General features: G+C 45.4%; 16 protein-coding genes. 5 read left to right on the top strand and 11 right to left on the bottom strand.

What is annotated here, in order from left to right; translation table 11 throughout:
• Positions 1–15: 15 nt before the first annotated feature.
• On the bottom strand, positions 16–2,934 hold the full coding sequence (locus AACV20_RS02405) for an alkaline phosphatase family protein (RefSeq protein WP_170907903.1): 2,919 nt from the start codon (positions 2,932–2,934) through the stop codon (positions 16–18).
• Between the two features lie 235 nt (positions 2,935–3,169).
• On the opposite strand from AACV20_RS02405, the gene AACV20_RS02400 reads away from it, so the two are divergent.
• On the top strand, positions 3,170–4,726 hold the full coding sequence (locus tag AACV20_RS02400; protein WP_170907902.1) for a methyl-accepting chemotaxis protein: 1,557 nt from the start codon (positions 3,170–3,172) through the stop codon (positions 4,724–4,726).
• Positions 4,727–4,763: 37 nt separating this feature from the next.
• On the opposite strand, the gene AACV20_RS02395 is transcribed toward AACV20_RS02400, so the two are convergent.
• The 8 genes from AACV20_RS02395 to AACV20_RS02360 form a co-directional block, all read right to left on the bottom strand.
• Positions 4,764–5,777 (bottom strand): LacI family DNA-binding transcriptional regulator, encoded by a 1,014-nt coding sequence (locus AACV20_RS02395; protein ID WP_026027775.1) that lies wholly within the window; start codon positions 5,775–5,777, stop codon positions 4,764–4,766.
• A gap of 63 nt (positions 5,778–5,840) precedes the next feature.
• Positions 5,841–8,441, bottom strand: a complete 2,601-nt coding sequence (locus AACV20_RS02390; protein ID WP_170907901.1) for a glycoside hydrolase family 3 protein — start codon at positions 8,439–8,441, stop codon at positions 5,841–5,843.
• Positions 8,441–9,535 carry an ABC transporter ATP-binding protein gene (locus AACV20_RS02385; protein ID WP_170907900.1) on the bottom strand — a complete coding sequence of 365 codons (1,095 nt, stop codon included), beginning with the start codon at positions 9,533–9,535 and terminating at the stop codon, positions 8,441–8,443. Before AACV20_RS02385 ends, AACV20_RS02390 begins: the two co-directional genes overlap by 1 nt.
• A gap of 80 nt (positions 9,536–9,615) precedes the next feature.
• A complete protein-coding gene (locus AACV20_RS02380; protein ID WP_017044900.1) occupies positions 9,616–10,482 on the bottom strand; it encodes a carbohydrate ABC transporter permease in 867 nt (288 codons plus the stop codon).
• A gap of 4 nt (positions 10,483–10,486) precedes the next feature.
• Complete coding sequence (locus tag AACV20_RS02375) at positions 10,487–11,473, bottom strand: carbohydrate ABC transporter permease (protein WP_013868154.1); 987 nt, start codon at positions 11,471–11,473, stop codon at positions 10,487–10,489.
• A 94-nt stretch (positions 11,474–11,567) separates the two neighbouring features.
• Positions 11,568–12,815, bottom strand: a complete 1,248-nt coding sequence (locus AACV20_RS02370; protein WP_170907899.1) for an extracellular solute-binding protein — start codon at positions 12,813–12,815, stop codon at positions 11,568–11,570.
• Positions 12,816–12,845: 30 nt separating this feature from the next.
• Positions 12,846–13,853: a LacI family DNA-binding transcriptional regulator gene (locus tag AACV20_RS02365; RefSeq protein ID WP_017050242.1), complete on the bottom strand. Its 1,008-nt coding sequence runs from the start codon at positions 13,851–13,853 to the stop codon at positions 12,846–12,848.
• Positions 13,854–14,190: 337 nt separating this feature from the next.
• Positions 14,191–15,429 (bottom strand): carbohydrate porin, encoded by a 1,239-nt coding sequence (locus tag AACV20_RS02360; protein ID WP_017044902.1) that lies wholly within the window; start codon positions 15,427–15,429, stop codon positions 14,191–14,193.
• Between the two features lie 460 nt (positions 15,430–15,889).
• Here AACV20_RS02360 and AACV20_RS02355 point away from each other — a divergent pair, with 460 nt between their 5' ends.
• The 3 genes from AACV20_RS02355 to AACV20_RS02345 all read left to right on the top strand — a co-directional run bounded on the left by AACV20_RS02355 (position 15,890) and on the right by AACV20_RS02345 (position 18,668).
• Positions 15,890–17,224, top strand: a complete 1,335-nt coding sequence (locus AACV20_RS02355; protein ID WP_170907898.1) for an MATE family efflux transporter — start codon at positions 15,890–15,892, stop codon at positions 17,222–17,224.
• Positions 17,225–17,323: 99 nt separating this feature from the next.
• Positions 17,324–17,953, top strand: a complete 630-nt coding sequence (locus tag AACV20_RS02350) for a hypothetical protein (RefSeq protein ID WP_017043842.1) — start codon at positions 17,324–17,326, stop codon at positions 17,951–17,953.
• Positions 17,931–18,668 (top strand): MBL fold metallo-hydrolase, encoded by a 738-nt coding sequence (locus AACV20_RS02345; protein WP_013868161.1) that lies wholly within the window; start codon positions 17,931–17,933, stop codon positions 18,666–18,668. The genes AACV20_RS02350 and AACV20_RS02345 overlap by 23 nt, the downstream gene beginning before the upstream one ends.
• A 42-nt stretch (positions 18,669–18,710) precedes the next feature.
• Here the strand turns inward: AACV20_RS02345 and AACV20_RS02340 are convergent, their stop codons facing one another.
• On the bottom strand, positions 18,711–19,955 hold the full coding sequence (locus tag AACV20_RS02340; protein ID WP_170894913.1) for an MDR family MFS transporter: 1,245 nt from the start codon (positions 19,953–19,955) through the stop codon (positions 18,711–18,713).
• Positions 19,956–20,378: 423 nt separating this feature from the next.
• Positions 20,379–22,739, bottom strand: coding sequence for a Lon protease family protein (locus AACV20_RS02335; RefSeq protein ID WP_026027772.1), 2,361 nt, complete (start codon positions 22,737–22,739; stop codon positions 20,379–20,381).
• A gap of 209 nt (positions 22,740–22,948) precedes the next feature.
• On the opposite strand from AACV20_RS02335, the gene AACV20_RS02330 reads away from it, so the two are divergent.
• Entirely contained in the window at positions 22,949–23,461 is a 513-nt protein-coding gene (locus AACV20_RS02330) for a hypothetical protein (protein WP_170894914.1), read from the top strand.
• The last annotated feature ends 107 nt before the right edge of the window (positions 23,462–23,568 follow it).

Below are 23,568 nucleotides of genomic sequence, written 5' to 3'. Positions count from 1 at the left end.
AACGGCTAACTCTCGCTAGCGAATATCCAACTGTTTAAGAACCGATGGATAACCCCACCCATCTTCACCAACTTTAACTTCGTCTCCCGTTAAATAGTGATAAAGAGTGGGCGCAAGTGAGCCATTTTCGACTGAACCGAGCGGCGTGGCTTGATTGCCAATTGGGCTCCCCCAAAAACCGATAAAAGCATCTTTTTCTAGATAGCTTTCACCCGCATGACGCCCCGGAACTTTAGTATTAAAGCCAACGCCCTCTTTAGGAAATAGGTTAATGGTGCCCGCACGGTCGTCTTCATAAATAGCAGCGAGCTGATTAACCGAATCTGGACGGGGCGTAAAACGTGTTAACTCTCGCCACTGCGCACTTGAGCACCACGTCTCAGCTTGATTCGCTTTAGCGTGATAAACGCAACGTTCGACGAGTTGTGCATAATGTTCTAGCTCGTCAGATGAAGGAGGCGACAAATAAGCATTTAGCTGCTGAACGCCAAGCAGCAATGGCTGTTCCGATTTAGCAAAATAGCGCAGTTTATCACCCTTTTTTTCAATCCATTCATCCACTCGTTTACCTTGCCGCTCGCCAACCAACCGTACAGAACAGTCCGTTAAATCACATGGTTTTTCTCTCACAACTAAATAATCTAGGCTTTCAGCAAGTTGCGCTACGGTTTCATCGATCACATCAACCTGCTGCCCTGGCTTAGAATGGATCGGTTGCCAACGGATCAACTCTTGATAAACCGGTTGAACTTCCCATCCAGCTTCTGCATTAAAGAAATCCATCATAAAATTTCCACCCGCAGTGGAAGCGACGACCACATCAATCCCTTTGTTTGACGGCGCGTTAATCGCATTCGTCATTTTTGGCCCTTCTCCCTCATCCGATGAGATTTTCTTCACCTTGAGTTTTATTCCCAGTTGCGACGCTAGCGGTTCAAAGATCTGTTTTTCTGGATTGAGGGAGAAATAAACAGGAGCTAAACCATGATCGCCAGCCATGCCCCATAACGTGCGGTCATATACTCCCGCGTCTTGATAGGTTGCTTCTATTTGCGCTAGCCAGTAATCGAGGCGGTTTAGTTCCCCAGTTGGCATGATGACTTCATCGCTGAATGGGCCGCTAAAATGAGCAAAATGATCCGGCCATGGATTATAAATCAGCGCATAGTCGGGCATTCCTTTCAGTTCTTTTTGTGCAAGTTGTTTCAACTGGTGAGCAAGCACTTGATGGCGAGTCCAGCGAGTATAAAAATCCCACTTGCTTATCTGCTGATAGCGCGTGACCTCTTCAACTAATGTCGCTCGCAACTGTTGAAGTTCACGTTCGACAATCGCGCGCTCTTTCAGCTCACGCACACACCGCTTTTCACCAAAATCACGTAGTGCCTCACCCGCCCCTAAATTCACTAAACCATCATAAGTGGTGTGAGCATTCCAATCGTATTGCGCATTACAGTTGAGGGTGTTGAGGTAAGCGAGGCGATCAAACATCGTTTGTACTTGGTTTTTAACCAGTAAGCGATCAAGCTGCAGTGCATCATTACCAAAAAAGTAATAAGCTCGGTCGGTTGGGCGATCAACAAAGTGGAAATTGGGTATGCCAGTACCACCTTGGCCGGACACCTTAGCTCCTGTTTTTATGATCGGTAAATTACGCACACTGATCGTTGGTGTTGATGAAATGCCCACTTGAGTAATAGAAGCGCGATGATCACGATACAAGCGTTTAAAAAACGGCAAGTAATGTGGATCGTGATAAGGCTGCTCAGCCAATATCTGCATGAAACGTACTTGTTGCTGATGTTCAGGTTGAACCACCTCCATTGAAGAGGGCTTCGTGCTCAATCGATTGTTGTGATCTTGGTGAGCTTTGCGGATAAATGGCTTACTCGGGTCAACCAAACCTTCGATCAGCCCTCGTTGCAAACCATCCACGGTGATCTGCACTGCCATACGACGTTGTTGCTGAGAGCGGAGAAACGCAATCAATGCTTGAGGATCATCATCAAATGCTTTTTGTAACCAGGAATTTAGTGCTTGTTCACGCTCTTGCTGATAGACAAATTGGCGGTAGCCTTTTAATACGTTCATACGCACAAAATCAATCAAAGTAACCGTGATTGCCTCTGCTTTGTTGTTCACACGTGCTGTATTTTCTGGCTTTGCATCTTCTAATACCCCAAAAAGGGCTTGCTTCATCTCTCCTTCATCCATCCCATTAGCAGCCTGACTAATAATTTGGATCACTATCGGTTGGATTTTATTAATCAGTAATCGATCGGGTTCACTTGACGTCAGATATTGATAGTGATCCGGCAATCTCTCAAGCTGTTGCCACTCACCAATTTCAACCAAGGCATCATACACAGTCACCATGGCCGCAATAAATTGGGCATCCACTTTAATCCCTTCATGATGCCCTTGATCTTTAATATTTTCTTTTTGTTCACTCACCACCTCTTCCCCATAATGGTAGAGGCTATGCTCGAATCCCTTTAAAACCTTTGCGTCATAAACAGTACTTAAATACTGTTTAAATACATCATCATTTTCTAACCCCGTATAACGATCATAATATTGATATAAAAAATAGCCCAGCGGGATGGCGTAAGTTGGGTTAGAAATTTGTGCAATAACGCGAGCTTTTGTTTTTGCATCTAAAGGCAACATAAGGATATAGCTATCGAGTGTTACCCCGGCAATGGTAAATAAGGTCGAATCACGGGCAAAGCGCGTTGAATAGCTTAAAGACGACGCCATTTGATTTTTCAATATTTGCGCCGAATTGAACAGCCCGCCAACCACAGGCGCGTCACTGATAGCAGCGAAAGAGGTTGATGAAAGTAAAGAGGTTAAGAGTAACGCGATGGGTTTTAGCCGCCCAAAAGAATAAAATATCATACTGTTTTCCCTACAGTTATTGCATGCGCACATTGTGGCAAGCTTACTCGTAAGGTCAAGTCGTAAGTCATATTTCCGTTATAACTCGGCCATATATCCACATTAAAAGTAATGATACCAATTGACTATTCGATAATGACGAGTTCCATTGCCTTTTTACCGATTCGATTCTATAAATAATGGAAATAAAAATAAATAAAACTCTCATCACACGATAGAAAAACTTGGCTTAATTCATTTTTTACTTATTTAATTCGGGAACCGTCTCATGCGCACCAATCAATCAGTTACACAAAAAGAAGTCAAGTTTCCACCTAGCTATAATTTATTATCGGTCACTAACCCAAGCAGCAATATTACATATGCTAGTAAAGAATTTTGTGAGGTCGCAGGCTATTCATTAGAGGAACTAACAAACCAGCCCCACAATATGGTGCGCCACCCTGACATGCCAGCAGAAGCATTTAAAGATATGTGGGATCACTTAAAACGCGGCCAATCTTGGATGGGTATCGTCAAAAATAGATGTAAAAATGGCGATCATTATTGGGTTGATGCGTTTGCTTCTCCGATAGTCGAAAATGGCAAAACCGTTGAATTTCAGTCGGTACGTTTGTGTCCAAGTCGAGAACACATCACCAACGCAGAAAAAATCTACGCGCAGCTTAAAGCAGGCAAAACACCCAGGCAGTTAAAGCTGCCTCGGACTCGCCTGTGGCAACGTTTAGCCATCGCCTTAGTCCCGATTGCAGGCATCAGTTTTATGGCTGATACTCTTCTTCCGGGAATAGGCTTAGTATTGATGTTATTCCTGTCCATGGTTGCCGGTTATTATTTAACTCGCCGTTTAGAATCTCTCAGTGCTGATGCACGAAAAGTATTTGATAACCCACTAATGGAATTGGTGTATAACAACCATATTGATGATATTTCTGAAATCAAACTTGCGTTAAAAATGCGCCAATCCGAGATCAATGCTATGGTGGGACGCATTCAAGATTCAAACCAACAAATTGGTGAGGCTGCCAATTCATCTTCAAAAAACTGCAAAACAACTGCGACCAATTTAGAAGGTCAAACACGAGAAACGGAACAAGTTGCCGCCGCGATCAATGAAATGCACTCTACTGCGAATGAAATTGCACAAAATGCACAAAGTGCATCAGACGCAACAGAGAAAGCAAAATTGGCCGCCGAAGAAGGTATGGATTCGGTAAAAGATACATTGAATGCAATGCAACAGCTCGCAACCCAACTAGACAGCGCTTCATCGGTTGTCACACAATTGGCAGACCACGGAAAAACCATTGGCCAAGTGTTAATTGTGATCCAATCTGTCGCTGAGCAAACCAACCTGCTTGCACTTAACGCCGCTATTGAAGCTGCTCGGGCTGGCGAGCAAGGCCGTGGATTTGCGGTCGTTGCCGACGAAGTTCGCACCTTGGCACAACGCAGCCATGAGTCCACTAAAGAGATCCAAAATGTCATTGCGCTGATTCAAACCAGCACCCACCAAGCTGTCGATGCGATGCATGAAGGCGCACAGTTATCTAAATTATGTGTTAATAGTGCTAATGTCTCTGGCGATAAACTCAATATGCTACTTACACAAGTGATTGATATTACGGATAGAAATGAACAAATTGCCACCGCCGTAGAAGAGATGGCACGCGTGACTGAAGATATGAATTCAAGTGTTCAATCGATCAGTGATGTCTGTGTTGCGACCAATATTTTGGCCAGTGATACACGAGATGAATGTGAGGATTTAGTGGTAAACCTTAGCTCTCAAGGCACATTAGTTCGCCAATTCCGACGGTTATAATTTCATGCCCTACCAGCCCTCTAACGAGGGCTTTTTATTAACGATAGATAGACTTTGTGGACTCTCGCACAATTAAATCGATAGGGGGTAACCTAGCATCGTGCCTCTCACCACTGAGCAAGTTGAGAATGGAATGCGCACACACCGCACCGATCTCTTCAATTGGTTGACGCAATGTCGTTAGGGCCGGAGTGAAATACTGAGAGACAGGTAAGTCATCAAAACCAATCACTGAAACATCATCTGGCACTCGCACACCGTGGTCAGTTAACGCCTTAATGGCACCATAAGCCGTTTGATCATTAGCAGCAAAAATAGCCGAGAAATGGACTTTCGACTGCAACAGTTCAACCGTCTTTTCATACCCACATTCAGAGCTAAAGTCACCTTGTTTAATGAGTTTAGGCATAGGCTTAATTCCCGCTTCACGAAGCGCTTTTTGGTAGCCAGTGAAACGGGCGGTTGAATCAGGCTGATTAGCGAGCCCTTTTATATGAGCAATGTTCACGTGCCCTAATTGCAATAGGTGCAAGGTGGCAATATAACCGCCGAGTACATTGTCCACATTAATGCAACGTACATTATTACTAACAATTTGGTGGCCGACAGCAATGATGGGAATCGATTGAGCATATTTGAGGATTTGATCGCTTTTTAAACTGCCTGTCACTATGATCATTCCATCGACATTGCTTCTGGCAAGATACTCCAGTGCATGTGCTTCCAAGTTTTTCTGCCACTGACCTGTGGCAATCACCAGTGAATACCCTTGGGTCATTAATACCTTCTCCATGTCATTCAGAATTCGACTGGTGTGAGGGCTCTCTGCGTGCTGCACTAATACACCAATAGTCATCGAACGCTTATTGCCTAGATGACTGGTTGGGTAACTAGGTTTGTAGCCAAGGGTTTTAATTGCACGTTCAATATTTTGGCTTTTTTCATCCGATACGTAAGTTGTGCGATTCAAAAAACGAGAGACAGTGCTTGCCGAAACCTCGGCAAGCTTAGCGACATCATAAACAGTGGGTGCTTTCTTTGATTTTCTCATGGCGATGTTTGGCTCTTTAGAAGCACTCCTTCTCCACACGGAGAAGGAGTCTATCGTTTCTTTTTACTGTGTATCCCAACATATATTGGCGATCACAAATTGACACTCACCATTAGTAAATAATGAGAAGGGCGTGTCGAGATGAGTAAAACTTAATCCCTGCTCAGAGAAATGTGAACAAGCAATGTTCACGCGCGTAAAGCTATCATTGATGGTGGAAAAGTAGTGGCTGACGTCCACTTTAACCACGTTATCAATATCCCCCAAACACCCAGGAACAACGGCGCGTTGCAGTGACAAATAAACAGGTTCTGTTGCCGCTCTGAGCACTTTAATCTCAAAACTGACCACACCATGCGCATTATCGTAATGGCTGAAATCTTCCGCTTGCCCTAGCCCCGTTTGCGCATAAACCATTGCTCCACCCCCCAGAATTTCTACCTCAACGGCGTCTTGCTGCTGCTGGTAGTTATACGGCTTAGTTCGGACAGCACCGAGTTTCATCACGTTGTTGCGTGAGACATCCACGCCCATCCAATGTTCAGCATCCGACACTTTAAGTTGATAATCGCCTATCGTCGCCATAATGCCATACAGATGCTCTGCACGTGTTGCTTGCCATTTTGCTTCTTCTGAGTCGATATCTAAATCAAGGTCATCTAAATCTCGAGTTTGTTTTTTTTCAGCATAATTAAGCCCATAACCGTATTCAAATAAAGGAGCATGTTCCCCAACAGGAGACTGCTCACATTCAGGCACGACATAATTGGGAATATGAGGAGGAATACGGTTCACACAGGTGCTGCGCTTTTTATTGGGCCAACTGAATGACAAGGTACCAGAGAAGTCGATATTAACTTCACCATTCTCTTTAGCCACTAAAACATCAGTAATGCCACGTCCTTCGCTGCCGGGTAAAAATGCCGCAACAAAAGCATCAGACAAGGATATTTCTTCATTGACAAACAGTGGACGACCGCTAAAGAAAATCGATACCACTTTTACGCCGCGCTTATGAAATGCTTTGATTTTTTCGCTATCTGCTCGGTAGCGACGTTTCAAGGTTGAAAACTCCAAAGATTGCCACGCTTTAATGTCACCCATCATTTCAGAATAAGGATCTTCACCAAACACCACAACCGCAATATCACCCGCTTGCCAATCACCCGTTAATTCTGGATCGTAGCAAACATTATCTATGCCCAATTCGGCTTCTAACGCCATTTTCACTGTGGTGGCTCCGGGGAAATCGGCTAAGTTATTTTCATCCCCTTGCCAAGTGAGGTTCCACCCGCCCGCTTGCTTTTGCAAATCATTGGCGCCGCTGCCCGTTAACACAACCTTGCACCCACGTTTGAGCGGTAAAATACCCTTGTTATTTTTCAACAGTACCATCGATTGCTGCACGGCTTGGCGAGCGATAGCACGATGCTCAGAGCAACCAATCAGAGATTGCTGACCAGCCAAAGCTCGCGCTGAAGGATGCGGTTTTTTCCATAAACCCGCGCGCATTTTCACCCGTAAAATACGCGTCACAGCATCATCAATTCGGCTCTGGCTCAGTACTCCACTTTTGGCATCGCTCACCGCTTGACGATAGGCTGATTGCCAATGCTCACGAATAGGGATCATTAAAATATCGTTACCCGCATTGATAGCGTAAGTCGCATTCCCATCGGTACATTTACTGACTTCAGAATGACCATGCCAATCGGTTACAACTAATCCATCAAAGCCCATTTGATCTTTCAAAACATCAGTGAGTAGATACTTACTGCCATGAATTTTGAGGTTGTAATCACCTGAAATGTGCGGTGCGTGATCGTAGTTCGCTTGGTTATCCCACGAATTAAATGAAGACATCACCACTTGCGCACCGGCATTAAGGCCACTGAAATAGCCCATGGCATGCACGTTACGCAGCAGATCTTCACTGTAAGTATTGCTGCCACGATCAACACCATTCACTGTGCCGCCATCACCCACCCAATGTTTGACGTTTGAGATCACATGGTGCTCACCTTGTAAGTCAATGGCATCACCTTGCAAACCTGCGACCATTTCGCTGGCATAAACATAAGTCACTTCAGGGTCTTCAGAGTAACCTTCATAACAGCGCCCCCAACGCAAATCACGAGGGGTGGCCACGGTTGGTGCAAAGGTCCAATCAATACCCGTCGCGGCGATTTCCAGCGCGGTAATACGGCCAATTTTGCGAATTAACGCAGGATTGCGCGCGCACCCCAACCCAATATTGTGCGGAAATACGGTTGCGCCAAAGACGTTATTGTGGCCGTGTACTGCGTCAGTCCCCCACATAAACGGAATATGAAATGGGCGACCTTGATAAGCTTTTTCTGCGGCAAACCAGTATTCATCGGCTTTCGCTACCCATTCACTGGCTGGTGCATGTTTATTGCTGTTTGGCCAAGAGCCACCACCATTGAGTACCGTACCAATCTTATAATCGATGATTTCTTGCGGCGTAATATCGCGGATTTCTGGTTGGATAATCTGGCCAATTTTTTCTTCTAAGGTCATCAACCCGACGATCCTTACTACTTGCTGTTCAATTTCAGGGTCAGCTTTGATTGCTGATTCTATTTTGGGCCAAACGTCGAAATAAGGGGCTTGCTTTATTATTGTCATCGTCTTGTTCACCATTAAAAACTGGCCAATGAGTTTTCACTCAGCGCATCAAAAATATGAATCGCATCTAGGTCGAGATAGAGTGTAACCTTCGTCACCTCTACCTCTGCCGCTTGGGTTTCCACCATCAAAGGCTGGCCTGCAACATGGGTTTTCAACAAAATACTCGCACCGAGCAACTCTTTATCTTTGAGCGTGACGGCAATTGGCAATACACGTTCATGGTTAACTTGTTCTGCGCGTAAGTGAATGTCGGTGGGGCGAATACCGACATGCAGTGCGAGGTTTTTAGACGCATGCGCTTTAAATCGCTCGGGAAGCGGAATAAAGATGTCACCCAGTTGGATAAGCCATTCGCCATCTTGCTGGATAAGTTGTGCATCAAGCATGTTCATCGAAGGGTTACCAATAAACTGCGCCACAAATTTGTTCGCCGGGCGTTGAAACACCTCTGTTGGCGTACCGACTTGCGCAACATAGCCATCTTTGAGGATCACAATGCGATCAGCGAGCGTCATGGCCTCAATTTGATCATGCGTAACATAAATAGTGGTGGTTTTAAGCTGACGATGTAACTGCTTGATCTCTTCGCGCATCACACCACGAAGTTTGGCATCTAAGTTAGAAAGTGGCTCATCAAACAAGAACACTTTTGGCGTACGCACCATGGCACGCCCCATCGCCACGCGTTGGCGTTGACCGCCGGATAACTCTTTAGGCTTACGATCAAGGAGCGGGCCAAGCTCTAACATTTTTGCCGCTTTACGCACTTCCTTATCGATTTCAGTTTTTGGCATGCCTTTTAACTTCAATGCAAACGCGATATTTTCATACACGCTCATATGTGGGTAAAGCGCATAACTTTGGAACACCATCGCTAAGTCTCTATCTTTGGCATCTACGTTATTCATCCACTTGTCACCAACGTAAATATCACCGGCCGTAATCGACTCCAGCCCCGCCAACATGCGTAATGTGGTTGATTTTCCGCAACCCGATGGGCCAAGAAATACCACAAACTCACCATCATTCACCGTGAAATCAAAATGCCTAACAACATCCACATGACCAAACGACTTCTTAATGTTCTTAAATTCAACTTTTGCCATAATTTTTCTCCTTCACACTGCGCCTTCTTTCAACAAAACCACGCCAGCATGAGTAACTAAAATGAGGGATTAAAGGCCAATTAGCCTTTTACTGCACCGGATGTTAAGCCGCTTATCATCTGTTTGGACGCAAAGAGATAGATAGTCACCAACGGCAATATAGAAATGGTGGTGCCAAGCATCACCGCACCCCAAGGCGTATTTGGAATGCCTTGCACGCTACGTAACGCCTGAGTAATGACGTAGTTTTCTGGCGATGTGAGCACCACTAACGGATTCATAAAGCTGTTCCAGAAAAAGACAAACTGTACAATCGCCAGTGTTGCCAACGCTGGTTTCATCAACGGCAAAACAACGCTCCAGTAAGTACGAAACTCTCCCGCGCCATCGAGTTTGGCCGCTTCTAATAACTCTTTAGGAATAGAGGCCATCACGTGTTGGCGCATTAGAAAAATCCCAAATGGAGTGGTGGTAAACGGCAGCCAAACCGCCATGTGGTTATCCATCAAACCCAGAAATTTCACGATCATAAAATAGGGGATCAAGCTCAAGACGGGTGGGATCATCATGGAAGCCACCAACATGCCAAATAGCGCGTTCTTACCTTTGAACTGAAACACAGCAAACGCGTAACCGCCCATACTGCAAAACAACAGTGAGATAGTGGTGCCTAAAAAGGCAATGTAGATAGAGTTAAACATCGCCTGCCAAAACGGCATAATCTGCAACAGCTTTGCATAGTTAATGGCTAAGCTATCCCCAATGGCAAAGCTGATGCCTGAACCGAAGATTTCCGTACGATCGCGCGTTGACAGCAGCGCCGACCACAAAAATGGGAAAACAGTGATCAACGCCGAGACAATCAATACAACCGCCAGTAGCGCCATCATTACTTTAGTGATGAGTTCAATGCTGCGATCACTGAGTTTTAAAGCGTGGATTGACATGCTATTACTCCCCCAACCCTTTTTTACCAAAGAAGAAAAACTGAATCGCAGTACAAGTTGCAATCAGCGCAAACAGCAGCCAAGAAATAGCGGATGCCGTGCCCATCTCTAGCCACTCCCAACCCACTTTGTAGAGATACATTGAGATGGTTAAGCCCGCTTGGCCTACGCCTCCGGTGCCGCGCGTTAATACAAACGGTTCTTCAAACAGTTGTAAGTTGCCAATGATGGTCATGGTGACGGCAAAGAAAACGAAAGGGCGAATCATCGGCAGTGAGATATTCCAAAAACGGCGAAAGGCGTTAGCGCCATCCATCCGCGCGGCCTCTAAAATTTCTTTGGGAATGGTCATTAAACCTGTGGTGTACAACACGATGTTAAAACCGGTGTATTTCCAAAAAACCATGATGGCAATCGAGGGTTTGATCATGTTGGCATCATCTAACCAACGGATAGGTTGATACTCATTAAGCCAAGAAAATGCCCAGCCAAAGACACTGCTATCAGCTAAAGCCATTAAGCTTTGGTTGATGATGCCCGAATTGGGTGAATACATATTGAAGAAGATGAGCGACGCCGCCACCGTTGAGGTAATGAATGGCAAAAAATAAGCGGATGTCAGCCAATGACGCAGCCGATCGCCCAATGAAACCAAAATATAGGCCACTGGAATAGCCACTAAATGTTGAGCGACGCCCGAGGTTATCGCCAACCACAATGTATTGCTTAATGAACGCCACAACCAAGGGTCGGTCAATGCAACTTGGTAGTTATCAAATCCCACATAATTCATGGCGGCAACCCCTTCGACGGGGTTCCACGCATGAAAAGAGAGATAGACAGAAAACAGGAGAGGAAAAACTCCAAAAACAGAAAAAATAATCAAAAACGGCAATAGAAACCCGTACGGTGTAAGCGCTTTCAAACTCAGGTGAGAAAAAAAACGTCGACCCGATGGCGCTTGCACAGCGTTGCTCGTAACGTGATTCATAATAACGACCTCTTAGGCATAACATCATGCCTTCTATAACTTACGCTTAGTGAACCACCAGCACCGCTGGCGGTTCTTTTTAATGATGACCGTGCTATTGCATATTACGGGTACGACGCTGAATCAAACGTTCTGCATCTTTCAGTGCGGCTTTGATGTCTTTGCCTTCATCCAACACTTCCATCAGTGCATTTTCTAAGATGATAGAACGAGCCACATGGTCGCCTTTCGCAGGCGCGACTGGTTTGATGTTTTTTGCCACATTCGCAAACAACAAACGCGCTTTTTGACCACCTAGAAATTCAATTTCTTCATTGAACATTGGGTCATCGTAAGTCGTGACATTAGAGGGGAACGCGGCAATCGTTTCGAACGCTTTAAGCTGCACACCACGGTTGGTTGTCATGTACTCAATCAGCTTCCACGCTTCATCTTGATGTTTTGACTGAGTAGGGATTGAGAGAAATGAACCGCCCCAACTGCCGTAAATACCATCAGGAAGGTTTGATACGGCCCATTTGCCTGCTGTATCTGGCGCAATCCAGTTTTTCAGATGTCCGAGTAACCACGCACCAGAAAGCTGAGTGGCAAAAGTACCGTTACGGAAACCTTCATACCATTCGTTAGACCATGCCAAAATTCGGCCATCTAGCCCTTTTTCACGAATCGTTTTTGCCACTTCAAATGCATGTACAAAACGTTCGGAAGTGACGACTGAATTCCCCTTACTATCAAAATACAATCCTTCGCCGTCAGGAACCGTGGTAAAAATGATCGCTTGTGCTACATCAGCGGCGGATGCAATCAGCTGTACGTTTTGTTTCTTCAATATTTCACCGGCTTTGATGTAGGAGTCCCAATCTTTTATCGCTTTATTGATGTCAATCCCCGCCTTTTCAAACACATCGGTTCGGTAGTACATCACGCCAGGGCCAAGGTCGACAGGAATGCCATACATATTGCCATCACCACCCTTGCCTTGTGCCCAAGCATAAGGTGCGAAATGGTCTTGGAATTTGTCCGCGCCATATTTTTCGGACAAATTGACTAAGCCACCGGAGGCAACAAAGGGACCAATTTTCTCTACATCAACCACAATCACATCCCCCGCTCCGGATCCTGTGGCAAGGTTCGTCGTCAGCTTGGTGTGGTGGTCGCCGTGGTTATTCATTAAATAGTCAACCTTGATACCACTCTTTTGTTCAAAGTCCGGCAATAAGACTTTCAAACTGCTATCAAAGTCGGGGAAACCGTCTAAACGGATGGTGTGGTCGGCAGCATATGTAAGCGAAGAAAATCCTAAAGCCACGGCGCTTGATAGCACTAAGGTCTTAAATTTCATGATTCATCCTTAATATCTTTATTGTTAGGTTTATAGGGTGTTGAGTAAATTTTTGACGGAGTCTCGTATCACCAACGAAGGGGATAATTTGAAGTTCACGTCGCGTTTGTTTTTGTGCAGCTTTTGAATAACGAGCTGAACCGCTTCTAAGCTCATCTGTTCAAGAGGGAAATTCACGGTCGTTAACGCTGGGGTGAGGTAACGCGCGAATAAAATATCGTCAAATCCAACCAAGGATATGTGTTGTGGTATTTGCAACCCGACACGGCGCAACTCTTCAAATGCACCAAATGCCATATGATCGTTTGAAGCAAATACGGCGCTAAATTCACAGTGACGCATCAGTAATTTGCGCATCGCTTTGACGCCGGATTCTTCGGTAAAACCAGCTTCAGACACGAGCGCTTCTTCATAGTCAAGCCCAGCCTCTTCCAACGCTTTTCGGTAGCCTTGCAGACGACCTCGCGCATCAGATTTATCCAATGGCCCAGTAATACAAGCAATTCGTTGATGACCCTGACTGAGTAAATACTGTGTCGCCAAAAAGCCACCTATCTCGTTATCAATGTCAATACAGCTGCTGGCCATTTCAGGAATAAAACGGTTCACTAGCACCAAATGAACCCCTTGTTGATCCAATTCAATCAAGTAGTCATCGGTTAGATGTTGAGTATGGAGAATTAATGCATCGACTCGGCGACCTAGCAGAAATTGCACCGACTCTTTTTGTCCTTGCTCTGTGTTCGAGCCTGCCGTCACGACGACGTGGTAGCCAAACTTACGCAGTTGCTCTTCAATGTTATGCAAAATGCTTGAATAAAAAGGGCCCCCTAATTCCGGTACTATGATGCCGATGCTCCCCGTACGGCTTGAGGCCAGTGCTTGAGCAATAGAATTGGGGCGGTAACCAAGATCTTTAATCGCCTTTTCGACTCTGAGTTTTTTATCGTGGCTAACACGGCTAGTTCCATTAATCACCCGCGACACCGTCGCTTGCGATACACCTGCATGATCAGACACATCTTTAATTGTCGCCACTCTCGCCTCACAACATTACTGACAAAACCAACAAGAAACCGCTTTCATGAGCTAGTATTCAAGATATCCCCTCGCTTTAGCGTGAGAGAAATCACATCGAACTAGGCACACAAATGACAATTATCTAAACATTGAAAGCCACAGCAGTTTCCCAGGCAGCCATGAAACTGTTTCATGGCAATCGGAAGAGAGAAAAAGATGGTGGCCGATTACCGTAAATAAAAAAGGGCCACTAATGTGGCCCGAAAGCGTAAGTGTATCGCTGGAGGTTAAAAACCACGGCAGGCATCGAGCGAGCCGTGAAAAAAGAATGGACAGTTAATGATCAAATATGGGGTTACCACCACGCTTCCCACATCGCGCCAATCGTTACCGTATCTGGGTTACTTGCGGCTTTAAATAGGCCGTCTTTGTCGATCACAGTTTCGTTATCGGCATCACCCAAAGTGGCATAGAAACGGAGCATTGGTCGAGCGCCTGCACCTTTACCAAACGAAATGTTCTGCGATAGTGTCACTTTCCAAGAAGAGTTGGTGGCGTCAATGTTGTCAAAATCTACAACATCATAGCCAGCTTCTAACCACGTTGAGTTGGTCTCATCCCAAAAATACATCGGGCGAACCAACACGTTGTAGTTAGTACGGTCATACTGTTTGTATGCACCATCTTCGTAGGCTTGATAAGCCGCTAGGTATTCGATCGCCGCATTGTCTCCCAGCGCCTTACTCCCATCAAAGCTCACCAACAACGCTGATTGATTCTCCGTTTTCCAAAAAACACTGTCTTTGGCGTTATCAGCATAACGCACCACCAAACGGTCATCCCCAAACTTCAATTCACCCGCCACTTGAAACGCGTTGAGTTTTTTGGCAGTTGGATCCGAATTGTCATCAAAGCCGTAGTTAGCATAAATGCTGAGATTGGTTGTATCAGAAAATTGAATGCCGTGGATTTTGGTGGTCAATGCGTAATTACCATCTGGATGATCGCTAGGAGAAGCCCCCGTTGCACTAACGACACTGGCGTCGAATTTAATGCCTCCTAGATTAAGGTTGTAGAAACCACCACCTTGCCCATCATGCGTCATCCAAAAATAGTCGTTCAAATTCGTTGAAATACGTTGGTGAAAGTCTCGACCAGCCCATACGTAAAGTTCAGGTTGGCTTTCAAAAATGTTGGTTCCGCCAGCGTAAGCTTTAGGCACACCCACCTCATCACCCCAATGGTTGAACATCACCACCACATCCCAAATAGCACCGCTGTCACTGACGAATCCTTTACCAAATTGAAACTCACCACCGTTACCTTCGTTACCTAAACGGCCTGTTGAGTTACCGTTTAAACGACCATTGGTTTCAACCAGTTTGACATCGCCATTTTGGTAGGCTGCGCCATAGCGAGCATAACCAGAAAATACGATACCCGCGGGAACGTTTATATCTGGTGTCAGCACCAGTGGTTGTTGATCTTGATCCAACACCTCAGGATTTGGCATTGGATCATTGGCAAAAGAAGGAGCAGAAGAGAGTACGGCAGCCACAGCTAGGGATAGAGGTAGAAGCTTATAATTTTTCATGTTAAGTCCTATTAATCACTTGGTTTGTTTTTGTTCTGTGGTCAGTTTAAAAAATGAAACAAGTGAAAATTAGGTGTCGCTTCACAGCGCGCTCGACTGCTTTTGGCGATGAAACTGAGGAAGAGCGTTATTGTTATTTTTTATTAACACCATCAATACATTAAACGCAAATTGATTCACAAAGCAGAAATGAAATCGGTTTCATTTCATAGAAATAGGACGAGTTCATCACGAGATTAACGCTCAAGTATTCACCAAATGATTAGGCTTTTATGAAATATTTCATCCATATGATGATTTTCATGTCATTGCACGGAACAACTCGCTGGGGATGAACGTCGCTCTCTTCACGTATAGCTGTTAACATACTCAACGCACATAACGTACAAACCATTCTGAGCTTGTTTTTCACCGCAGAGGCCACATATTAAAACCTCTACCCATATAGTTGAGCCGAGCAATGTCAAACACCACCCCGTTATCTCCACCTTCACTCACGCGCCAACTCTTGCAAATGACTTGGCCGATGATGTTTGGTGTGCTGTCCCTCATGAGCTTCCAACTGGTCGATAGTGCGTTTATCGGCCAACTTGGCGTGTTACCCCTTGCCGCGCAAGGGTTTACATTACCCATTCAGATGATCATTATTGGCCTTCAGGTTGGGCTTGGCATTGCGACCACAGCGGTGATTGCTCGCGCATTGGGTGCGAACCAAATTCGCTACGCGAAGCAGCTTGGTGGGTTGGTCGTCGCTATTGGCAGCATTGGGGTTGCTCTGTTTTCAGTGATTATCTATTTACTGCGTCATCCCATCTTAGCGCTACTCAGCGCTCCTGAATCTGTGTATCAGATCGTCGACAGCTACTGGATTTATTGGTTAATCAGTGCTTGGGTGGGCGCGGTGCTGTACTTTTTATACAGTCTGTGTCGAGCCAATGGTAATACGATGTTGCCGGGTACTATGATGATGGTCACCAGCATTTTAAACCTGATTTTAGACCCTATTTTTATATTCACTTTTGATTTGGGTATTGAAGGCGCAGCGCTGGCGACCATTCTAGCCTTTGGGATTGGCGTATTCGTGGTTGCGCCCAAGGTGTCGAAAAGACACTGGATGCTGTTTGATTGGTCAGATTTGGATGTAGGGAAAAGTATTCGCTCTATCAGCCATATCATGGGGCCGGCCATGATAAGCCAGCTTCTTCCACCGCTTTCTTCGATGCTGGCAACCAAACTATTGGCCAGTTTCGGCACCGCAGCTGTCGCGGCATGGGCGTTAGGATCTCGTTTTGAGTTTTTTGCGATGGTAGCAATATTGGCATTAACTATGTCGATGCCACCGATGGTGGGTCGTTTGCTTGGCGCATGCCAATTACAAGACATTCGAAAATTGGTTCGTGTTGCGTGCCAATTTATTCTTGGGTTTCAGCTCATCATCGCCGTAGTGACCTATCTATTATCCGGCCACCTTGCAGCGCTGATGACCAGCGAACAAAGTGTCGAATCCATTTTGCACTGGCACTTAATGATCGTGCCAATCAGTTTAGGGCCGCTTGGTATCTGCATGTTAATGGTCTCGGTTTCTAATGCGTTGGCAAAATCATACACAGCCTTAACCATTTCCGCGCTGCGCCTGTTTGTGTTCTTCTTGCCCTGTTTATGGGTTGGCGCTCAAATAGCGGCACTGCATGGCCTGTTTATCGGGGCGTTGGTCGGTAACATCCTCGCAGGCCTTGCCGCGTGGGTGATGTACCAACGTGCACTTCGGCAAGTTGAGCAGCAGAAAAACCATTGAGTTTAGGTAACACAGAGCCAAAACGAGCAATCTAGTCTCAAAAATATGAATCTGGTCTATAGTTAACACACGTTAAGTTGATGAATATTTTCGATAACTATGGACAACAAACCGGTTTTCGTAATTGCGGCGGAAGTGGCAGCAGAGCTAAACCAAAGCGTACTCATTGCAAAAAAATTACTGCTTGTCGCCAGCAATGCCAGAGCTCTGGCTCTGCGTGCGGGCGAAAGTGCCGCAGGTTTTCGGCCAATTACTGATTCGATTGATGATTTAGTCCGCGTCACGCTAGAGGCGTCGCACACCATCAACTTGAAGGCGCAGCGTATCAGCCAACTCGCAACTGCAAGGACTCGTGCACGCGCTGCGCTTGAACGTTTTGAAAATGTGTATATACAAGCGCATAACGCTCGGCATTTACACAGTTTGGATGTCGTACATCATCAGAACCAAGAGGAATATAGCAAACTCAGTCACAGTTTCTACTCTGAAGCTCAAAACCTGCACGAGTTATTGCAAACCTTATACGACAACCTGCGCATTGCACAAATCATCTCGATCATGCTGAGCGTGGAAGCCTCTCAAGCAGATGAGCGATATCAAGCTCAACTGCAAAGCATTGCGAATAACGTCGCTGAACTGGCAAAAGAAATTCAAGCTCACGTCATGCTATCGCTCAAAACATTCTCTCTCTTTTCTCAGGTGAACTATGCAATCAAAAATACTATTTGAACGCGGCCATCATCGCTGGGTGATGTTTGCTCGCGATCCAAACAAACCAGAAAAAATCATTGATACCAACCAATATATGATAGTCAATCGTGATCAAGCGATATTGCTAGATCCCGGTGGCATTGAACTGTTTTCGGCGATGCTCGGTTGCGTCGTGAAAGAAGTGCCGATTGAACATATCAAGCATCTTTTTGCCTCTCACCAAGATCCAGACATCATCTCTTCCCTCGGTTTATGGGATAAAGCACTGCCCAGTGCAACATTACATTCACCTTGGTTGTGGGAAGGGTTTATCCGCCATTTTGGTATGGAGTCAATTCAATTCTCCCCCATCAAAGATGAAGGTGGAAAAGTGTCCTTATCAGGTCACGACCTGCACTTTATCCCAGCACATTACATGCACTCTTCTGGTAACTTTTCGGTTTACGACCCTGATGCAAAAATATTGATGTCTGGCGATATTGGTGCCGCGCTCGACAGCCCTAATGCCTCTTTTTTTGTAGAAGATTTTCAAAGCCATATTCCAAAAATGACTTATTTTCATCAACGTTGGATGCCATCTAACCGCGCCAAAAGTGATTGGATTGAGCGAGTCAGCCAGCTGGATATTGAGATGATGTGTCCGCAACATGGCGCTATTTTTCGGGGCGATGATGTTCAACGATTTTTGGAATGGCTAGATAAGCTGGAAGTTGGCGTAGCGATAAAAAAATAGCGATGTTAAGGCTCTCGATGAGAGCCTTACAAAAAGAACAAATTAAGCTTGAGTAATAGGTTCACGCTCGACCGTATCGGGCTGATGCTCTGCGACCCAGTAAAGCCAAATCATCACTAAGCACAGCACAAAGCAAAGACCAAACAGCCAGTTTGAATTGAGGTATCCAATCACCGCCCCCCCAACCAGTGGCGCAATCGCAAAACCTAACGAATAAAGCGCGGCGGCACCAAAGTAAGAACCACGCAAATGGGCGGGAGCCATGCGGTCTATTTGTACGTTTAAGGTTGGAAAAGCAATGACTTCGCCCATACTCAAAACAAAGCAAGCGAGCGCCCAACCAATCGGTAAATCTGCGGGGGTAAACAGAAAGCCGAGTTGCGCAAGCCCCATCAATAACATGCCGATCCGAGTTCGTACAAACAGCGGGACGTTTTCCAACCACTTCAACATTGGGAACTGGAAGATGATAATGGTCATGGTATTTACCAGCACTAACCCTGCGACAATTTGCGCTGCATCGGCGGCACTGGTGCGTACAATCACTTGTGGAATAGACGATTCTACCTGCCCATAGATGAACATCATGATGAAGTTCGCCACCATCAACTTCACAAAAATATTATCTTTACTGATCACTCTTAGCGTCGAAGAAAAATCAGGCAAACCAGAGCGATCGGGTTTGGTGTAGCGCCCTTTACGTTCAATACCGAGCAGCAGCCAAAAGCCAAACAATAAATACGTGCCGCCGGTAAAGAAAAAGAGTGTTTGTGGATGAGAAAGCCCAAACGTAATCCCAAGCAGTGGCCCAATGGCACCACCTAGATTGAGTAGGAAATAGCGGATGTTGAGCGCCAGCTCGCGATCTTTCAAATTCGGCAAGTTATCACCAATCACTGCTTTGCCCGGCGCTTCAATCATTGGTCGCATTAAACCAGTAAGGACGATAAGCACGTAAAACTGCCAGATTTGATCAGCCACACCAATGCCACTGTAGGCAAATGCAGCCATCACACTGCCAAGAACCATCACCCACTTGCGACCAAATTTGTCGGAAAGATACCCTGAATACAGCCCAGTAATTGCTCCTACAACAGCAGAGGTCGCCAGCATTCCACCCACTTCAATCGGCGATGCACCATAATCTTGGTAAAGAAACACGATCAAAAATGGCCATGCCATGAAAAAACTGGTACGAGCAATCAATGTTCCGGTTAATACCGTCCACACTGAAAAATTAAACCTTTTTACCCTTTCTAAACGAAATAAGCTTTCCTCTTTCGCCATAAAAACACTCCTTACTTTCAGCCACTTGACCATGCGTTCACACGATGAACATCACATTTCTAGTTCTTATTGGGTCAATATATGAAGATAATGTTAATAAAGATAGTGTTTTTTATACAGGGGGGATCGAATCATAAAAACAAGCAGCTAACCCCAAAAAACCTAGTTATTTCGGATGGTTAGATATTCTTTGATTCATAAAAAAACCGCATAACCTTTCGAGTTATGCGGTTGAGACTAGGAAATAGTAGTCGATTTATAGTTTGAAGAAGGCGAGCTGCGCTTTTTGCTTCTCGGCCAATGGTAACGGCTCCATGCTGGGACTTTAGCAGAGGCAATAGCTGTTAGATCCGTGAAAAAATGACCACTCGATGAGTGGCCATTTACCGTGATTATAACTTGGTGATGCACTGTCCAATAAGGTTATTTTCTAAGCGCATTCAGTTTGGCTTGTGCTAAACCGAAGATGGTATCAACCGGGTAGCTGCCATCTTCTGTTGCTTCGCCTGCGGGTTTGCCAGTAAAGAGCTCAACCGCTTCAGTGACATGTTCAATAGCCCAGATATTGAACTCCCCTTTCTCGACCGCTTTAACAACGTCAGCGCGTAACATCAGATTGTGCATGTTTGAACGAGGAATGATGACACCTTGCTGGCTGGTGCGCCCTTTGATTGCACACACATCAAAGAAACCTTCAATTTTCTCATTCACACCGCCAATCGGCTGCGACTCACCAAATTGGTTCATCGAACCTGTGATCGCAATATCTTGGCGATTAGGCCGTTTAGAAAACGCAGACACAATCGCACAGAATTCGGCCATGCTGGCACTATCACCATCCACACCACCGTATGATTGCTCAAATGTGATGGTCGTGGTGAGTGGTACGCGCGCCGTACGGCCAAATACCGAAGAGAGATACGCGGATAAAATCATCACACCTTTAGAGTGGATGCTGCCACCCAGATCGACACTGCGCTCGATATCGATAATGTCACCATCGCCATAGGAAGTGGTGGCGGTAATACGGTTTGGCGCACCAAACATATGATCGCTGGTGCTCAATACCGACAGCGCATTCACCTGCCCGACCGCCATGCCTTGCGTTTGGATTAGCGTTGTACCGTTAACATACGACTCCATCACACTGTCTTGCAGGCGGCTCACTCGCATCTCTTGGTTGCTGAGCGCCTCTTCGACATGATTCTGGCGGATCATGTTTGAATTCGCCTGCTTCGCCACATAGTTAGATTCGCGTAACAAATTGGCAATATGCGCCGAATGAAGTGACAGTTTGCCTTGATCGCCCGTTGTACGTGAACTGTGTTCAATGATGCGTGCAATCGCTTTACGGTCGCAATGCAGCATATTGTTGTCGTGCACTATGCTCGAAATAAAACGCGCGTAATGTAGCTCGGTATCGGGCGTACGTTTCATCTCATCTTCAAAATCGGCCGTTACTCGGAACAATTCGCTAAATTCAGGATCGTAATGAGTCAGCAGCTGATAAGTGTGGTAATCACCAAATAGGATGATTTTCACATTTAGCGGGATAGGCTCTGGGTCAAGTGAAACCGTCCCTGTTAGCGTGACCTCTTTTTCCAAAGAGGTAAAACTCATTTGACGTGAACGCAACGCACGCTTTAAACCGTCCCAAACATAGGGCTGTTCAAGCACTTTCACCGCATCCATCAACAGCACACCACCATTGGCTTTATGTAAACTACCCGCTCGAATCAACGAAAAATCGGTAAATACTGTGCCTTTAAAAGTCGCCGTTTCGATATAACCAAATAGAGAGTGGTAGTTCGGGTTCTCTTCTACCACGATCGGTAGCTTGTCTGAAGGCTGGCTGACCAGCACATTGACTTTGTAGCGACGCGGTAGACGCTTATCTAAAGAAGCTGTCGCGACTTCGCCTTGCTCACTGTCTTCATCTAAGAAAATGTCCGCATTATCGACGATGTCTTTTTGTAACTCCGTAAGATACGTTTTAATGTCTGGGTAGCCAGAATAATCTTGCTTAAGCTGCTTAATAAAGTGGGTAATGACGCCAAGCGTTACTTCATCATTAAGCTTTTTGATCTTCTCACTGTAGGAGTCTTCCCATTCGGTCAGTTGACGTACCATATTGCGTAGGCTGATTTCTAGCTCATCAATGGTATGGCTAAAGTGCTCTTGCTCTTTTTTAGACAAGGCGTCAAAGGACTCTTCGGTGTGCATCTCTTCACCGTTCATCGCAACAAATTGATAGTCGCCTTGAGTGGTGATGGTTAAGCTAATGCCTTTATCTTTGGCTTCTTTACTGATGCTATCCAATTCACTTTGCTGTTTTTGTGCCATCTGATTTTTCAGTTTATCGGCACGAGCAAAGTAAATCTCGTTATCAAAAGCTAACGGGATCGCATTGACCAACTTATTCATTAACTTTTCAATGTCTTGCTTGAGTTTAACCCCAATACCCGAAGGTAACTTCAGCACTTTTGGGGTTCGAATATCGCTGAAATTGGCCACATAACACCAATCAAACAACGCATCGACATCATGCTGATGGCGGTTTAAATAGCGCAAAATCATCGTACGTTTGCCCAACCCATTACGGCCAATAGCGTAGATGTTGTAACCCTTCTCTTTGATCGACATTGCAAATTCGACCGCTTTTTGCGCCCGTTCTTGCCCCACAATCTCATCAACTGGGTCTAACTCCTTAGTTGATTTACAAGGGAGTTTTTCTAACTGGGCAACGTGGTAGAGCTGCTCTGCATTCAATCGTTGAATCGCCATCACTCCGCTCCTTAGCTTTTGGATTCTTGTTGTAGTTTGACCTAAGTGTAGAAGCAATTCATTTATATTTTAGCGAGTTACACCTTATTCGCGTTTAACCGAACAAATAATAAACAATCACCACACTTAAAATCGCAAATAACAATTATTTGCATTTGATAATAAATTGCATTTAAATAAGTGAACGCCGTCATTCTGGAGAATTGAGTATGGACTTACAACAGTGCTGGACAAGCTATCTCAAGGCTGAACAACTATTAGCGCAGGGGCATTGGCCACAAGCACACTGTTTGTTTGAAGATGTACTGCATCATATACCAAGCCATATTCAATCAGCGCTAAACTGCGAACATACAAAACCTTGCCAGTTGGTGTGCTTGATCTCTGGGCTATGTGATGCTGCTGTTTCTCAATCTGAAATTTTCAACCACTTGGGCCAGCATAAACAAGCCTTTGATGTCTTAAATCAATCTTATGCTCTGCTGCAGTTTACTGCGATTGAGCCCAACGCCTTGGTTAACCGCCTTGCCAACGTACTCACCAAACAAAGCGATGACTTGCTCAAACATATGGGTGCTTTTTGTTCAGCGCAGCGCAGTGCGACTTGGATGTTGGAGTTCGAACACGTACAAAAAGCGCACCACTACTTCAACCAACTCAAACGTTATAACCAAGTACAGGCTCAAGTTCCGTCGTCAAACTGTCATTGTTCAACTGAATAATCACCATAGAGTTACCATTCCGGATAAGACTGACCACCTAGCATCATTCACAGCCGCTATAAGTAACGTGCTGTGGTCAGGGGATGAGACTTAGGCAGAACCTAACC

Origin of the sequence: Vibrio sp. B4-6, assembly GCF_963888245.1 — a bacterium.
Classification (GTDB): Bacteria; Pseudomonadota; Gammaproteobacteria; order Enterobacterales; family Vibrionaceae; genus Vibrio; species Vibrio anguillarum.
Note: the sequence above shows the minus strand (reverse complement) of the source record. Positions and strands in the feature narration are given on the sequence as shown.

Bases quoted from the DNA above. Each gene is read 5' to 3' on its own strand.
- AACV20_RS02405 (WP_170907903.1), bottom strand. From the start codon at position 2,934: ATGTGCGCATGCAATAACTGTAGGGAAAACAGTATGATATTTTATTCT.
- AACV20_RS02400 (WP_170907902.1), top strand. From the start codon at position 3,170: ATGCGCACCAATCAATCAGTTACACAAAAAGAAGTCAAGTTTCCACCT.
- AACV20_RS02395 (WP_026027775.1), bottom strand. From the start codon at position 5,777: ATGAGAAAATCAAAGAAAGCACCCACTGTTTATGATGTCGCTAAGCTT.
- AACV20_RS02390 (WP_170907901.1), bottom strand. From the start codon at position 8,441: ATGGTGAACAAGACGATGACAATAATAAAGCAAGCCCCTTATTTCGAC.
- AACV20_RS02385 (WP_170907900.1), bottom strand. From the start codon at position 9,535: ATGGCAAAAGTTGAATTTAAGAACATTAAGAAGTCGTTTGGTCATGTG.
- AACV20_RS02380 (WP_017044900.1), bottom strand. From the start codon at position 10,482: ATGTCAATCCACGCTTTAAAACTCAGTGATCGCAGCATTGAACTCATC.
- AACV20_RS02375 (WP_013868154.1), bottom strand. From the start codon at position 11,473: ATGAATCACGTTACGAGCAACGCTGTGCAAGCGCCATCGGGTCGACGT.
- AACV20_RS02370 (WP_170907899.1), bottom strand. From the start codon at position 12,815: ATGAAATTTAAGACCTTAGTGCTATCAAGCGCCGTGGCTTTAGGATTT.
- AACV20_RS02360 (WP_017044902.1), bottom strand. From the start codon at position 15,429: ATGAAAAATTATAAGCTTCTACCTCTATCCCTAGCTGTGGCTGCCGTA.
- AACV20_RS02355 (WP_170907898.1), top strand. From the start codon at position 15,890: ATGTCAAACACCACCCCGTTATCTCCACCTTCACTCACGCGCCAACTC.
- AACV20_RS02350 (WP_017043842.1), top strand. From the start codon at position 17,324: ATGGACAACAAACCGGTTTTCGTAATTGCGGCGGAAGTGGCAGCAGAG.
- AACV20_RS02345 (WP_013868161.1), top strand. From the start codon at position 17,931: ATGCAATCAAAAATACTATTTGAACGCGGCCATCATCGCTGGGTGATG.
- AACV20_RS02340 (WP_170894913.1), bottom strand. From the start codon at position 19,955: ATGGCGAAAGAGGAAAGCTTATTTCGTTTAGAAAGGGTAAAAAGGTTT.
- AACV20_RS02335 (WP_026027772.1), bottom strand. From the start codon at position 22,739: ATGGCGATTCAACGATTGAATGCAGAGCAGCTCTACCACGTTGCCCAG.
- AACV20_RS02330 (WP_170894914.1), top strand. From the start codon at position 22,949: ATGGACTTACAACAGTGCTGGACAAGCTATCTCAAGGCTGAACAACTA.